The sequence below is a fragment of the Deltaproteobacteria bacterium genome, assembly GCA_019310525.1.
Taxonomy (GTDB): Bacteria; Desulfobacterota; DSM-4660; order Desulfatiglandales; family HGW-15; genus JAFDEE01.
This window is the reverse complement of record JAFDEE010000019.1, coordinates 38,568-53,747: the sequence shown is the minus strand read 5'-3', so window position 1 is coordinate 53,747 and position 15,180 is coordinate 38,568. Positions and strand designations below refer to the sequence as shown.

At 52.2% G+C, this 15,180-nt stretch carries 11 protein-coding genes; 10 read left to right on the top strand and 1 reads right to left on the bottom strand.

All coding sequences use genetic code 11. From position 1 onward, the window contains the following. Positions 1-451 precede the first annotated feature (451 nt). The 9 genes from JRF57_05090 to JRF57_05050 all read left to right on the top strand — a co-directional run bounded on the left by JRF57_05090 (position 452) and on the right by JRF57_05050 (position 11,640). Positions 452-2,413 carry a PAS domain S-box protein gene (locus JRF57_05090; GenBank protein ID MBW2303070.1) on the top strand — a complete coding sequence of 654 codons (1,962 nt, stop codon included), beginning with the start codon at positions 452-454 and terminating at the stop codon, positions 2,411-2,413. Beyond that, positions 2,406-3,887: a response regulator gene (locus JRF57_05085; protein ID MBW2303069.1), complete on the top strand. Its 1,482-nt coding sequence runs from the start codon at positions 2,406-2,408 to the stop codon at positions 3,885-3,887. Before JRF57_05090 ends, JRF57_05085 begins: the two co-directional genes overlap by 8 nt. Before the next feature lie 91 nt (positions 3,888-3,978). Continuing rightward, positions 3,979-4,854: a methylenetetrahydrofolate reductase gene (locus JRF57_05080; GenBank protein MBW2303068.1), complete on the top strand. Its 876-nt coding sequence runs from the start codon at positions 3,979-3,981 to the stop codon at positions 4,852-4,854. 28 nt (positions 4,855-4,882) lie between these two features. Continuing rightward, complete coding sequence (locus JRF57_05075) at positions 4,883-7,927, top strand: CoB--CoM heterodisulfide reductase iron-sulfur subunit A family protein (GenBank protein MBW2303067.1); 3,045 nt, start codon at positions 4,883-4,885, stop codon at positions 7,925-7,927. Then, positions 7,927-8,358: a hydrogenase iron-sulfur subunit gene (locus JRF57_05070; GenBank protein MBW2303066.1), complete on the top strand. Its 432-nt coding sequence runs from the start codon at positions 7,927-7,929 to the stop codon at positions 8,356-8,358. The genes JRF57_05075 and JRF57_05070 overlap by 1 nt, the downstream gene beginning before the upstream one ends. A 153-nt stretch (positions 8,359-8,511) precedes the next feature. Further along, entirely contained in the window at positions 8,512-9,180 is a 669-nt protein-coding gene (locus JRF57_05065; GenBank protein ID MBW2303065.1) for a methylenetetrahydrofolate reductase C-terminal domain-containing protein, read from the top strand. Further along, the gene (locus tag JRF57_05060) at positions 9,177-10,109 is read left to right on the top strand and encodes a methylenetetrahydrofolate reductase (GenBank protein ID MBW2303064.1); all 933 of its coding nucleotides are present in this window, start codon (positions 9,177-9,179) and stop codon (positions 10,107-10,109) included. Before JRF57_05065 ends, JRF57_05060 begins: the two co-directional genes overlap by 4 nt. Positions 10,110-10,206: 97 nt before the next feature. Then, positions 10,207-10,593: a response regulator gene (locus tag JRF57_05055; GenBank protein ID MBW2303063.1), complete on the top strand. Its 387-nt coding sequence runs from the start codon at positions 10,207-10,209 to the stop codon at positions 10,591-10,593. Between the two features lie 24 nt (positions 10,594-10,617). Next, the gene (locus JRF57_05050; GenBank protein MBW2303062.1) at positions 10,618-11,640 is read left to right on the top strand and encodes a hypothetical protein; all 1,023 of its coding nucleotides are present in this window, start codon (positions 10,618-10,620) and stop codon (positions 11,638-11,640) included. Between the two features lie 153 nt (positions 11,641-11,793). Here JRF57_05050 and JRF57_05045 read toward each other — a convergent pair whose 3' ends face one another. Next, positions 11,794-13,095: a (Fe-S)-binding protein gene (locus JRF57_05045; protein MBW2303061.1), complete on the bottom strand. Its 1,302-nt coding sequence runs from the start codon at positions 13,093-13,095 to the stop codon at positions 11,794-11,796. Positions 13,096-13,955: 860 nt separating this feature from the next. Here JRF57_05045 and JRF57_05040 point away from each other — a divergent pair. Next, entirely contained in the window at positions 13,956-15,119 is a 1,164-nt protein-coding gene (locus JRF57_05040) for an acyl-CoA dehydrogenase family protein (protein MBW2303060.1), read from the top strand. Positions 15,120-15,180 lie beyond the last annotated feature (61 nt).

The window sequence follows — 15,180 nt, the reverse complement described above, 5'->3', positions numbered from 1 at the left end:
TAATATAGAGTTATTCCCTACCAAAAACCTATGGCTAGACAGCGTTACGGAACGATGACGTTGTTTTCCGGAGTGAACATCTTATTGGGACTAAACCGGGTTCGAGGATATCATAAGGAGTTTCCGGGCACCCAGGTCTCCGGTTAAAACGGGCTCTGTTTCATGGTCCTTCCTCTTTCCAAGGGCGGGGGTTGGATCATGGAGTTCGATCACGTACTCGCTTGCTTCTGCTCATCTCTCTTTTTCCAGGTACTTGAATTTCGCATCTCACCTTCTTCCGGGATTTTTCGTGCGCTTCCTTTTCTTTCGGAAACGAATGCCGCCTATTGTTGCGGTGCCCTTCACCGCCTGATCAACAATGAGGGACATGTGAACCAAGATCCTCTCTTGGCGCGGTTCCCGGCGGGAAAGGTCATCTCCAGCGGATCGATTTTTCCCCCTTGCCAGAATCGTGGATGAGATAGCACCTTTCATTTCGAAAGAGTATGACGGCCGCCTCAATATCGGGATTGCAGGCGGAGGGAAGGCTTGTCTGGATCTGCTCCGGCTGCTGAATCCCGAGCACGGACGACTGCAAAACCTCAGGATGAGAATACTCGGAGTCTACGATAGGGATAGCAAGGCCCCGGGGGTTGTCTATGCACGTGCCTTAAACCTCCCGACCACCACGGATCTTCGTGAATTCCTGGCACTGAGGGGCCTGAACCTGATCATTGAATTGACGGGATCGGAGGAATGCCTCCTCGATATTCATAAAAACAGGCCCTCCGGGGTCTCCGTTATCGACGGCCGGGCGGCCCAACTTGTCAGGGAGCTTGTCCGAATCGAAACCGAACAATGGGAACTGGAGAGGCGGCGCAACCTATATCAGGGTAGGGAACAAAAGCAGGTCCAGGAAATTCTGGACAGCCTCCCCTACCGCATCATGGTCGTAGGGATGGATAAAAGGATCCACGCGGTGAACCGGACCTTTTTGAAGGAGTTCGGTTACTCGCGTAGAGAAGTTATTGGAAGGTATTGTTACGATGTACGCTACGGGCTGAACAGACCCTGTCAGGAAGAAGGCAAAACCTGTTTCCTTGAAGAACGCTTGTCTGAGATACGGGAAAAGGGGTTGTTCAGCACTTACAAAGAACGCGTGGATGAAAAGGGGGATACCCGGTTCGACGTCGTGACCATTGCTCCCATCTATGACGATGCCGGAAATATCGTACAGATCCTGGAGGTCTCCCGGGATGTGACGGAGAGAATGAAGCTGGAGCGGGAAGTCAGGCGCGCAAAGACTTTTTTCGAGATGGTGATCCAGAGCAGTGTAGACGGCATCGTGGTTGTAGATACCAAGGGTAAAGTTCTCATCTTTAATGAAGGAATGGAAAGGCTGACAGGATACTCTGCGGAGGAAATCATCAACAAGGGACACTTGAGCAACTTCTATGACATCGATATCGCACGTGAAAACATGAAAAAAATGAGGAGTGACCAGTACGGTCCCCCTGGAAAATTAAATCCCACCAGCATGACGGTTACCTCCAAAACCGGGGAAAGAATTCCAGTTACCCTCTCCGCCTCTATCATTTCCATCGACGGTAAAGAGATAGGCAGCGTCGGCATCTTTACCGACATGCGGGAAGTTTTGAAAATGAGGAAAGAACTCGAAGAGGCGAATCTTCAGTTGTTTCAGTCCCAGAAAATCGCTTCCGTCGGAAGGATGGCCGCCGGTGTGGCCCATGAAATCAACAATCCCCTTTCCGCGATCCTCATTTACACCGAACTTCTTAAAGAAGTGGTCAAGGATGATCCACAGCATAAGGCTGACTTACAGGAAATCATCGATCAGACCATGCGTTGCAAGAAGATCGTTTCCGAGCTGCTGGAATTCAGTCGAAAACCCTCGGGAAAAACCACCGCTTTCAGCCTGGAAGACATCATAACCAAATGTCTCAGCCTCCTGACCAGCAAGGCGAGCTTTCACGATATTTCCGTAACAACGGATATTGAGAAAGATATGCCGCAACTGACCGGGGACGCGGACCAGATACAACAGGTCTTCACGAATCTCTTCATCAATGCGGCGGATGCGATGCAAGGGAAAGGCCGCTTGGACATCACGGCCCGGTTTGAACACAACCGAAACATGTTCGTGGTGGAAGTCTCCGATACGGGTCCGGGCATTCCTGAGAAATACCGTGACAAAGTATTTGACATCTTCTTTTCTTCCAAACCCGTGGGGAAGGGAACCGGTCTGGGTCTGAGCATATCTCAAAATATCATCAAACTTCACGGAGGAAGTCTGTATTTCAAGTGTCCTCCCGGCGGCGGAACGACCTTCTTCGTGGAACTTCCCCTTGAATACTCGGCCCCACCGAGCGAAGAAGAAGAGATCTTTATCGGATTGGATGAAAGCCATGAATGAAGATATTCGGATACTGGTAGTAGACGATGAAAGGGCCATCCGTGAAGGCTGTCGCCGCCTGCTCGGCGGAAAAGGATACCAAGTGGAGACCGCCGAAAACGGACTGAAGGCCCTGGATATCATGGCCTCGAATTCTCCTGACATAGTCCTGCTCGACCTGAAAATGCCCAATATGGGAGGTGAAGAAGCTCTCGAAATCATTCGAAACCGCCACCCTGAAGTACCGGTAATCATCATCACGGGTCACGGCACGGTGGACACCGCCGTTGAGTGCATGAAAAAGGGCGCTTATGATTTCATTACCAAACCCTTTCAGGTGGACCAGTTTTTAATCACCATTCATCGGGCGGCGGAAAAACGGAGGTTGGAACTCCAGACAAGGTTATTCCGAGAAGAAAATCTTCGAAATCTATACGATTTGAGTCTTGAGAAGAGCCGTCTTAAAACCATCATAAACTGCATGGCCGACGGCGTGCTGGTGACCAACCGCAACATGGAAGTCGTATTGCACAATCCGGCCCTTCTCAGGCTTCTCGAAATCCCGGAGAAGATCGACTTTCCTGCTCCCATTCAGGAGATCATCAAGGATGAATCTCTTGTAAGAACCCTTCAAGAAGTTCAACAGCACGATGAACATAAAGGTGAGTTTCGTCTTCAAGAACTCCAGGTGGGGGACCGGGTGCTTCGTGCCGTATCAGCTCCAGCGGTTGCCGCGGATCAGGATGGAGATTATTCAGTAGTAGGAATGGTTACCGTCATTGAGGACATCACCCTTTTCAAACGCCTGGATCAAATGAAGACGGATTTTGTCAACATGGTAGCCCATGAGCTGCGAAGTCCTCTTGTCTCCATCCGCCAATTAAACAGTGTACTCCTGGAGGGGCTGGCTGGCCCCCTCCGGGAAAAACAGAAGAACTATATCGAAAGAAGCATGAAAAAAATCGACAACCTTCTCGATCTCATCAACGATCTTCTTCATATCGCCAAACTGGAGGACGGGGTTTTCGAAAGACCTCCCGTAGAAGTCGACCTGAAGCGGGTGATTGAAGAGACTTGTGGACTCATGGAATCAAGGGCGAGAAACCAGGGGGTCGAACTGTCATATACATGCGAAGACATCGGCACGATCAAGGCCGATCCGAAAAATGTCGAGGAGATCATCAATAACCTCATCAGCAATGCGGTCAATTACTCCCCCCATGGGGGAAAGGTCGAGGTATGCGCGAGAAGACTCAGGGACCAGGTGGAGATCACTGTTTCCGACACCGGTATCGGTATAGCACCTGAAGAACTTCCCAAGATATTTGAGAAATTTTACAGGGTCAAGCATCCCGAAACGCGCAGGATCACGGGAACGGGCCTCGGGCTTTCGATCGTCAAGACCATCGTGGAATCCTGCAACGGGAAAATAGAAGTCGATAGCGTGCCGAACAAAGGGACGACCTTCAGAATTTTTCTACCAGCCGAAGCCTGAAAAAACAAGGCTTCGAGCAGTGGTAAAACGGGTTCATCAGGGAAAGACATAAGGATTCCCATTCACGTCAAACATTCGGGAGGATTGCCCTATGGCGTTACAAGAGAAACTCAGGAAAGGGAAATTCGTGGTACTGGGAGAATTCGAACCGCCCAAGGGGGCAGACTTTTCCAACCTCATGGAGAATGCCGGACTCGTCAGAGGGAGAGTTGACGCCATCGTTGTTCCGGAGATGGCGAACGCCGTATTGAAGGCCAGTTCCCTGGGCGCCTCCGCCTTTCTTCTGAACCATGGCATCGAGCCCGTATTCCAGGTGTCCTGCCGAGACAGGAACAGGCTGGCCCTCCAGGCTGACCTCCTCTCAGCCGGGGCCCTTGGAATAAAAAACGTGATGGCGGTCAGTGGAGCCGATATCACTTACGGTGATCACCCGCAGACCCGGGTTGTCAACGATCTTTCCCACCTCGAACTCGTTGAAACAATCCACCGACTCCAGGAAGGAAAAGACCTGGCCGGCATCGAACTCCGGGGAGTGCCCCGTTTCTGTGTCGGAACGACGATCGACACAGGGGCATCGGGTGGGCTTTTCAATATCGAATTGGAAAACCTTGAGAAGCAGTTGGAACTCGGGGTCGATTTCGTCGTTACGAGACCGGTCTTCGACCTGCATCGGTTTCAGCAGATCCTCAAGCGTATGGAAACCGGCAAAGTCCCTCTCATTCCTACAGTTCTGGTATTGAAATCGGCCGGAATGGCCCGATACATCGATCGAAATATCAGGGGATTATCGGTCCCTTCCGAGATGATCTCTTCCATTCAGAAGGCCCCGGATCGAATCCAGGAATGCATCAGGATAGCGGCCGATCTAATCACCCGCCTGAAAGAAATGGGCCTGGCCGGCATTTTGGTATCCACGATGGGATGGGAGGACAAGCTGCCCCAGATCCTGGACGAAGCAAAACTTTAATTCATTTTTATAGTGAAAGGGGAAAAACATGCCTAAGAATGAATCCGTGGAAATATCCGGATCCGTGCTGGTTCTTGGAGGAGGCATTGCCGGGATGCAATCCGCCCTGGATCTTGCCGATTCCGGCTACTTCGTTTACCTGGTGGAAAAGGCCCCTTCCATTGGAGGCGTAATGTCCCAACTGGACAAGACCTTTCCCACCAATGACTGTTCCATGTGAATTCTGTCGCCCAAACTGGTCGAGGTCGGCCGGCATTTGAACATCCAGCTGTTTACCCTTTCCGAGATAACGGGTCTCAGAGGAAGTAGAGGACGGTTTGAAGTCGATGTCCTCAGACACCCCAGGTACGTGGACCCCGAAAAATGCATTGCGTGCGGCACCTGCGAAGAAAAGTGTCCCAAAAAAGCAGACAGCGAATACAATGAGAACCTCTCAAAGCGGAAAGCCATCTATGTCCCCTATTCCCAGGCTGTTCCCCTCAAGTACCTTATCGACAGGCAGACCTGTATCTACTTCCAAAAAGGCAAGTGCAGGGCATGCGAGAAGTTCTGCCCGACTGGCGCCGTAAACTTTGATGACACGGAAGAAAAGATGACCCTCCGGGTAGGATCCATCATCCTTGCTCCTGGATTCAAGACCTTTGATCCAACCTTGTATGAAACCTACCATTATGGGGATTATCCCAACGTGCTGACAAGCCTTGAATTCGAGAGGATCCTCAGTCCTACGGGTCCTTACCTTGGTGAACTCAGGCGTCCGTCTGATCAGAAAGAGCCCAAACGCATCGCCTGGATTCAGTGTGTCGGATCCAGAGACGTGAACCGCTGTGATCATGGTTACTGCTCCGCCGTCTGCTGTATGTATGCGGTGAAACAAGCCATCATCGCAAAGGAACATGGGCCCGGATCCCCGGATATCACTATTTTTTACATGGACATGAGGACATTTGGGAAAGACTACGAAATTTACTACAACAAAGCCGTCGAAGAATACGGCATCCGGTTCGTGCGATCCAGGATCCACACCATCGATCCGATCGAAGGCGGCGATGATCTTCTGCTCCAGTACTGTGACGGGGAAGGTGTCATTCACAGGGATCTCTTTGACATGGTGGTCTTATCGGTTGGTCTTGAACTCCCAAAAGAGACCCTGGAGCTTTCCAGGCGCCTGGGAATCACCCTTGATCCCAATAATTTCTGCTCTGTACACTCTTTTTCTCCGGTTGAAACCTCCGTTCCAGGCATCTATGCCTGTGGCGCCTATTCGGGCCCCAAAGATATTCCTTCCTCCGTCGTTGAGGCAAGCGCCGCGGCATGTGCGGCGGGCATCGACCTGAAAGAGGCCAGAGGCCGGGATTGGAAAAAACGAGAGATCCCGATGGAAAGGGATGTTTCCCAGGAAGAACCAAGGATCGGAGTATTCGTGTGCAATTGCGGAACCAATATCGGCGGTGTTGTGGATGTTCCCGCCGTAGTGGAATATACCTCTACTCTTCCTGGTGTGGTCCATGTCGAGGAAAACCTCTTTTCCTGCGCCCAGGATACCCAAGACAAGATGAAGGAAGTAATCAAGGAAGAAAACCTGAACAGGATCGTTGTCGCCGCTTGCTCTCCCAAGACCCACGAGCCTCTCTTTCAGGAAACCCTCCAGGCCTGCGGATTGAACAAGTATCTCTTTGAAATGGCCAATATCCGTAACCAGGATTCGTGGGTTCACGGGGGCGATTCTCAATCTGCTACGGACAAGGCAAAAGACCTCGTGAGGATGTCCGTGGCCAGGGCTTCTTTCCTCAGGCCCTTGGAATCTGAGACCATTAAGGTAAATCAGCGGGGACTCGTGCTTGGGGGAGGAATATCCGGCATGACTGCAGCCCTGGGTCTTGCGGATCAGGGTTTTGAAGTGGCGCTCATCGAGAAGGAAGCGCATCTTGGCGGCCTGGCCAGGGAACTAACTCGCACCATTGAGGGTGCACACATCCAGGACCACCTGTTGGAACTTGTCGATAGGGTCGAGCGACACCCAAAGATCCAGGTGTTGTTGGAGTCCCTGGTGGTAGGTTTCAGCGGTTTCAAGGGAAATTTCACCACGGAAATCATCGTCGGACCTGGCATGTACGAAAGAAAGATCGACCACGGGGTGCTCATCATGGCCACCGGGGCCAGGGAATACCGGCCCCGGGAATTCCATTACGGTGAGGATCCAAGGGTTGTGACCCAGATCGAGCTTGGAAAGCGCCTTGATGATAGGGGAGCCGATGACCTTCATCGCGTGGTCATGATCCAGTGCGTGGGTTCAAGAACTGACGAGTACCCCAACTGTTCCCGTGTCTGCTGTCAGACCGCCGTCAAGAATGCCCTCCACATCAAGGAACTAAATCCTGAAGCGGAAGTAATCATCCTTTACCGGGATATACGAACGTACGGCATCCTCGAGGACTATTACAGAGAGTCAAGGGAACGGGGCGTTCTTTTCTTTCGCTATTCCAAGGAGAATCCTCCCATCGTGGAACCCGGAGAGGAAGGAATCCTCGTTTCCTTTGATGACCCGATCCTGGGTAGAAAGGTGGAGGTTAATGCGGATCTTCTTGCTCTCAGCGCAGGAATGCGTGCGGAAGATACGGAAGAACTCGCCTCCATTCTCAAGCTGGGAAGGACCCGTGACGGCTACCTCATGGAGGCCCACGTCAAATTGCGCCCCGTGGACATGGCCGATGAAGGGATTTACGTATGCGGAACGGCCCATTCCCCCAAGCTGATCTCCGAATCCATTTCCCAGGCCATGGCGGCAGCATCCCGGGCGGCCAGATTCCTTTCCCAGGGAGAGATCCTGCTATCGGCCGTCACGGCAAAGGTTGACCAGGAGCACTGTGCCTCCTGTCTCATATGCGTTCGGGTATGCCCTTACGGGGTCCCGAGGATCAATAGGGACGGGGTTAGTGAAATCGATGCGGCCCTCTGCCACGGTTGCGGCACATGCGCGGCGGAGTGTCCCGCAAAGGTGATCCAGCTGAACTGGTATGAAGATGATCAGCTCATGAGCAAACTGGACGCCCTTCTTGAGGAGGTGATGTAATGGAGCGGTTTGAACCCATCATCGTGGCTTTTTGCTGCCAGTTCTGAGGTTACAGCGCTGCGGACCTGGCAGGTTCCATGCGTTTGCAGTACCCGAGCAGTATCCGGATCGTGAGCGTTCCCTGCACAGGGAAGGTGGATTTGATCCACATCCTGAGGGCATTTGAGAAGGGAGTGGACGGTGTTTATGTCGTGGGCTGCAGGGAGGGAGAGTGCCATTTCACCAGCGGCAATTTGAGGGCGCGGAAAAGGGTGGAGCAGGCCCGGCATATCCTCGATACCGTCGGCGTAGATGGGGAGAGGGTCAAAATGTACAATCTCTCTTCGAGCGAAGCTCCACGGTTCGTGGATATCACGCGGGAGATGCACGAATTGATCACCTCCCTGGGCCCCAATCCTGTAAAGACGGCGAGGGAAAAGGCGGCGGCTTAGAGCATCCTGCCTGCTCATCGATCCCAGGGCCAGCAGAAAACCATCAGGTTTTAGACCTGTTGGGTCGGGCTCATCACCATTAACCGGGGGCGAAAGCCGGTCCCCTTATCACGGATCCTCTTGGAAAGGATCTGGAAAGCGAGGTTGTTCCCCATGATTGTGGCCGAGAAAAAACCGATCGAGGAAATTTTCGAGGCGATCAAGGACCATGAAAGAATCCTCATCGCGGGATGTAACGAATGCGTCACCGTTTGCGAGGCCGGAGGAAAAAGAGAAGTCGCCGTCCTTGCCTCTGCCCTCCGCATGTATTTCATGAATCAGGGCAGAGAGGTGAAAATCGAAGAGGTTACCCTCGAACGCCAGTGCGATCATGAATACCTGGAAGAGATCCGGGAGGAGATCGGAAATCACGATGCGGTGGTCTCCCTGGCTTGCGGTGTCGGGGTCCAATTCATGGCGGAGAAGTATTTCGGCATCCCGGTTTTTCCCGGAGTCAACACCTGTTTCATGGGCGTGACCGAACAAAGAGGCGTCTGGAGTGAGCGCTGTCAGGGCTGTGGGCAGTGTATCCTTGGACTCACGGCTGGAATCTGCCCAATTTCAAGGTGCGCCAAGCGTCTTCTGAATGGGCCCTGCGGCGGTTCAACCAAAGGGAAGTGTGAAATCAGTAAAGACATCGATTGCGCCTGGCAATTGATCATCGATCGGTTGAAGGAACTCGGGCGTTTCGATGATTACGAGACCCTCCTTCCGGTAAAGGATTGGTCCACTGATCGGGCCGGTGGCCCTCGAAAAGTCGTCAGGGAGGATGTGAGCCTATGAGTACAAAGACAGAAAGCAAGCTGGAGAGGATTCTAGCGGCAGGGCATCTCGCCGTGACTTCGGAATGCGGGCCCCCGAGGGGAAGCGACCCGGACGTTATCAAGAAAAAAGCTGAAAAGATCAGAAACCACGTAGACGCCATCAACATCACGGACAACCAGACATCAGTGACCCGGCTCTGCAGTCTTGCAGCCTGCATCCATCTGAAACTCATGGGAATCGATCCGGTTCTCCAGATGGTCGTCCGGGACAGGAATCGCATTGCCCTTCAAAGCGATATCCTGGGTGCCGCTTCATTCGGCATCCGGAATATTCTTTGTCTTTCGGGTGACCACCAGGTCTTCGGAGACCAGCCCAAGGGCCAAAACGTCTTTGACATCGATTCGATGCAGTTGATCCAGACCGTGAGGCTCATGAGAGATGAAGGAAGGTTTCTGGGGGGTGACGAAATCGAAGGTCCACCGGCAATGTTCGTAGGCGCCGCGGCCAATCCCTTTGCAGATCCTTTTGAGATCCGGGTCCACCGCCTTGCCAAAAAGGTTGCTGCCGGGGCTGAATTCATCCAAACTCAATGCATATATAATCTCGACAAATTCGAGCAATGGATGAAACAAGTAAGGGACCGCGGCCTTCACGAAAAAGTTTATATCCTTGCAGGTGTGACCCCTTTGAAGTCCGCGGGGATGGCCAAGTACATGAAAAACCGAGTCCCCGGAATGGATGTACCCGATGAAGTGGTAAAGAGGATGGCCGGGGTAGCCAAAGAGAAGCAACCCGAGGAGGGGCTGAAGATATGCATAGAATCAATCCAGCGTCTCAAGGAAATCGATGGTGTGAGAGGTTTCCACATCATGGCCATCGAATGGGAAGAAAAGGTCCCGGAAATCGTTGAACGCAGCGGACTTTACCCCAGGCCTCAAATCATATAAAATTGGTATTAATTCCACTTCGAAGCCCCGGGTGGGAAAAACCCGGTTTATCTCCAAGTCCCCGATTGAAAATTCATTTCCGGAAGGAGGTTTCATCATGTCCGATAAGAAATACATCCTGGTCGTTGATGATGATCCTGATCTGGTGGAGACCGTTGCCTTGATGCTCGAAAGCAAGGGTTGTGAGGTCGGAATGGCCTATGACGGCATAGAGGCCGAGGAATCGATCAAACAGAGAAAGCCGGATCTCGTCATACTCGACATCATGATGCCGAGAAAAGACGGGTATGTACTCTGTGCGGAACTGAAGGCTAAAGAAGATACGAAAGACATTCCGGTCATACTCCTTACCGCTGTGGGGGAAGCCGTACCGAGCACCCGGTATTCCCATGCAGACGGGATGGCCACGGAAGCGGACGATTATATCCCCAAGCCCATCGATACTGAGAGCCTGTGGGAGGTCGTGAGCAATCTCCTTCCTTGAGAACCCACCGGAGCGACGAACTTCATGGCGGCCCCAGTAAAACTCGGCGGGTTCAAGGTGCTGAAAGGTGTGATCTGGTTCTCCTTGATTTCGGACGGAGATTCCTTTGGCTTTCCGGCAGCGTTTTGCCGTAGGATCGCCGAGGAGAAGATCAACCTTCCCTTTTTCTCCTGCCAGCCCGAAGATAAACGCTGGAGCCTGAACGTAGCGGTGAGCAATGCTGATGCCCCTGCCCTTTCTCGGATTGTTCGGGAATTTCCCGGGACCGAGATATGCAACAGGGCCGAGAGCATCATCCTTTCTATCTTTCCATACAGGGGAGATCCGGAAATCGTGGGACTGTTCCTGGAGGCCCTTGGAAGGGAGGGCCTGGAACCTCTGGGAATAGCCAATTCGCCCGCTGCCGTATCTGCAGTGCTTCATAACCACGCATTGGAAAAAGCGAATACCGGACTCTTCAAAACATTCCAATTCAGCGCCTATAGGACACCTCAAGATTGGAACCTCGCCCAGAAAGGCAAAGAGAGCCTTTACCGGGAAGTCGTCGCCTCCTACCAGGAGAGCAAACCCAAGGTATACGGGATCAGATACCGCGATGGCCAGGAAATGTGCCGGGTAAAGATCGGCGCAGGAGACCTCCGCTGGTTCGCATCCCTCCTGAAGTCACTTTCCGGGACCGGCACTTATCTCAGTTTTCTCGGCACACGCCTTGTCCCCCCCGAGAAGGGATCAAATATCATCACCCTGTGCTTCTCCAGGAGGCAGGGGACTTCCTCAGGGGATATCACTCGTAAATTTACCTCTTCCTTCCCGGTCGAAATCCTGTATCCGGTGGCCGGCTTATCCATGACCGGGCCCCATTTCGGGGACCGTTACGGAATTGCAAGCGAACTACTCACCGCCCTTGAGGCCAAGGGAGTGATGCTCCTAGGGCTCAATTGTTCCATTGCGTCCATTAAGGCGGTCGTTGATTCCGATAAATTGGCGGACGCAATTGAAGCGATACAAAGTTGCTTCGAAGTCCCCGCCCTGGTAAGGAAGGATTGATCCCGTTGGTGTTTTCCGGTGGGAGACTGGCCTCCCCTCCCCGCCCTCATTGAGTCGTAGGGCAAGTAGTGTACGGTGATTTTTCTTCAATAAAAAAGCCCCGGTAATGATAGGCCCGGGGCTTTTTAGATCGGTTAAAAGGGTTTCCGGGGGTTATTCCCAGTCTTCCTCATCCAATTCCACGCCATCCCTTTCATACTGCGCGTCCCGCAACTTGTGGGCCGCCTCAATCTCCTCTTCGCTCCAAGGTTCAACCACCAGGGAATCGGCCACGAGCTCCCAGAGGTACTTGGTTTCAATGCCCAGATCGTACTCCTTGGTCAGGGATTTCATGATCTGGTCGCGGCAGTTGTGGCATGGGGCGATCACCAGCTTTGCCCCGGTTTCCATGATCTGTTTTGCCTTGACGCGGCCGTAGTAAATCCTTTCCTGGTCGTAGGGCATGGCCCATGCTCCGCCGCCCCCCCCGCAACAATAATTGTTCATCCGATTGGGATACATCTCCACGAAATTTTCACAGCACTGCTGCGTGATCCAGCGGGGTTCCTCAAAATAGCCATGACCAAAGGCCTTCTGCCCCTTTCTGCCATAATTGCAAGGATCGTGAATAGTGGTCAGTTCCGTGTGGATGCTTTTATCAACCTTGATTCTGCCCGTTTCGATATACTCCTTGAGAAGGTCATGAACGGAAACAACACGGTACTTGTCAAATACTTCAGGAAACCACGTTTGCAGACCAAGCCTGGTCGCAAAATAGGCGTGCCCTCATTCAGGCAAGAGTAAGGTTTTACACTCCAATCGCTCCAAATGATCAACGATTCTCCCGACAAAGGTCTTCATTGCCTCGTCGTCGCCGGAGAAAAGCCCCCAGTTGACGCCTTCCCAGTTTTCGGAAGGAACCGTCCAGTCCTCCTTGGCGCAGTAAAAAATGCGCCACCAGAACTTCATATCATCCGGCTCGCCGAAAGGTTCCTTTGAATTGATGGTGACGAGGATATTGGCCCCCTTTTTGTCCACCGGCACGTAAAATCCCGGAAATCCCTCGTCCTCCATCTCTTTGGCCAAGTCAGCCAAAAGAAAAAGAAAATCGTCCTTGGGGATCCCCAGGTTGTTTCCCTTTTCCAGGTCCATAACAACGCCCTTGTGGATGGGGCCTGGGACTTTGTCCCGCTCGCGCAGGGTACGGGCCCTGCGCATCATTTTTAAGATCTCCACCCCCTGGGGGCAGGCATACTCACAGCGGCCGCAGAGTGTACATACCCAGGGAAACCGCGAATCGATCAATTCCTGATCCAAGCCCAGGGCCGCCATCCGAACGGCCTTTCTTGGATCAAGGCCGTCAACGCCGGTTACCGGGCAACCTCCAGCACAGGTTCCGCAAGTGAAGCAGACATCAGCCCACTCCGGTGCCACCCGGAGCTTGCTTTCTTTGGGGTTTAAGGTTATTGGATCCATTCAAGACCTCCTTTGCTTTCGCTTTTCCTGCTGTTTATTTAGTGCCCATCCATAAATGGCCCTTTTGCCCAATCTCTTGCGTCAGGCTCAGATTTTAATCCTCGAAATACTTCAATGTATTCCTGTGGTTAAAATCTTCGCCTTCCTTGACCTTGAACAAAATTGCCTATTTATGGATGGACACTATTTAAGATTTCCGGATCCGGGTAACGAAAAGGTGATATTCCGCAAACTAAGGGATCCATAAACTCAGGCAAGATATTTTTGTTTTCTAGCTTTTTCAAGTTAAAAAGTCAAATTTCTCCTTCAGGTTTTTTCACGAACAAGAGTCCTGAGAACAGGAAAATATAAATACCTAAACTGAGCGTTTCAAAATTTTGATGAGATCCTTTTATTTAGTGCCCATCCATAAATCGGATTCCGTCATTGCGGCGTACTGATATGTACGCCTGGTTTATTGCTCATTCCTGAATCCCTGCCCGCCAGCTTTCTGGCGGGCCTGCGCACCTTGCACTTGCCTGCCTCGGGCAGGTCTCCTGAAAACTCGGAAATCGCTCAATTTAGGTAGTTAAAATATAGCTATAATGTAAATATTTTTGTTGCCATTCATTTTTCTATGGGTTATATGTCTCCATTAAAATTTTGCTAAAAGCCGCTTATTTTTCGTCAAGACCACTCTTTAAGATTGCACCTGGATGGGTTATGTTGTACCCATTGAGAGGCGGTGTCTCCCGTTTCAAAGTCGTTGGACAATCAGGGCATTCCTCTTTCCAAGCGGGATTGCCCGGTCTGATACCTGTCAATCATGTCGCCCGAATCCGCCCCATCGGGCAAAGGAAAAATTCAAAGGAGGATGATTCATGGATTTTAATTTGAGTGAAGAACTGCAAATGTTGAGGGACATGGCCCGCGATTTCGCAGCGGAGAAGATTGCGCCCTTTGCGGACGAATGGGATGAAAAGCACTATTTTCCCCATGAGGAAGTCATCAAGCCCATGGGTGAACTCGGATTTTTCGGTACCGTCATTCCCGAGGAATATGGCGGAAACATGATGGGATGGCTGGCAGGGATGATCCTAACCGAAGAGATCGCCCGCGCCTCCAGTTCACTCCGGGTGCAGATGAATATGCAGTGCTTTGGATGCGCCTATACGATTCTGCGGTATGGCAGCGACGAACTGAAAAAGAAATACATCCCGAAACTGGTCAGCGGGGAATGGATTGGTGGATTTGGAATCACTGAACCCAACGCAGGCTCGGATGTCATGGCCATGAAATCTACGGCCGAGGACAAGGGCGATCACTGGCTTATCAACGGGGCCAAGACATGGATTTCCAATGCGAGCGTCGCGGACGTCCTGATCTATTATGCTTACACTGACAAAGAAGCCAAGGGGAGAGGCCTTTCCGCCTTTGTGATTGAACCTAAGAATTTCAGCGGCATCACGACCACGGATCTTGACAAGCTGGGCACCCGCTCCACTCCAACGGGTGAAGTTTACTGCGAAGATGCACAGGTGCCGAAAGAGAATATCCTGGGCAATCCGGGAGACGGAGCTAAAATCGTTTTTGGGTCCCTGAATCAAACCAGGTTGTCGGCCGCCGCCGGGGGCGTAGGTCTTGCTCAGGCGGCCTACGATTCCATCATCGGTTACGCCATGGAGAGGGAGCAATTCGGCCAGCCCATCGGCAAATTCCAGATGATCCAGGAAATGGTGGGGTCCTTGGCCCCTCAGATCGAGGCCGCACGGTTGATGGTTTACAAGGCCGCCTGCCAGAAGGATGAAGGGAACCTGGGCAACACCCTGGAAGTAGCCATGGCCAAGTACGTCACTGGTGAGGTGGCCATGAAGGCTGCCGAGTATGCCATGAGGATTCTGGGCGCTTATGGGTATTCCACTGAATATCCGGTGGCCCGATACTTCAGGGATGCGCCGCCCTACTTTATGGTGGAAGGTTCAGCCAACGTTTGCAAGATGATCGTTGCAATGGACCAACTGGGAATTCGAAAAGCCAACAGGTAATCGCCAAAAAAGGCGGCGGGCGCTTTTCCCTTGAGGTAGTGCCGTAAACCTTCCCGGCCCT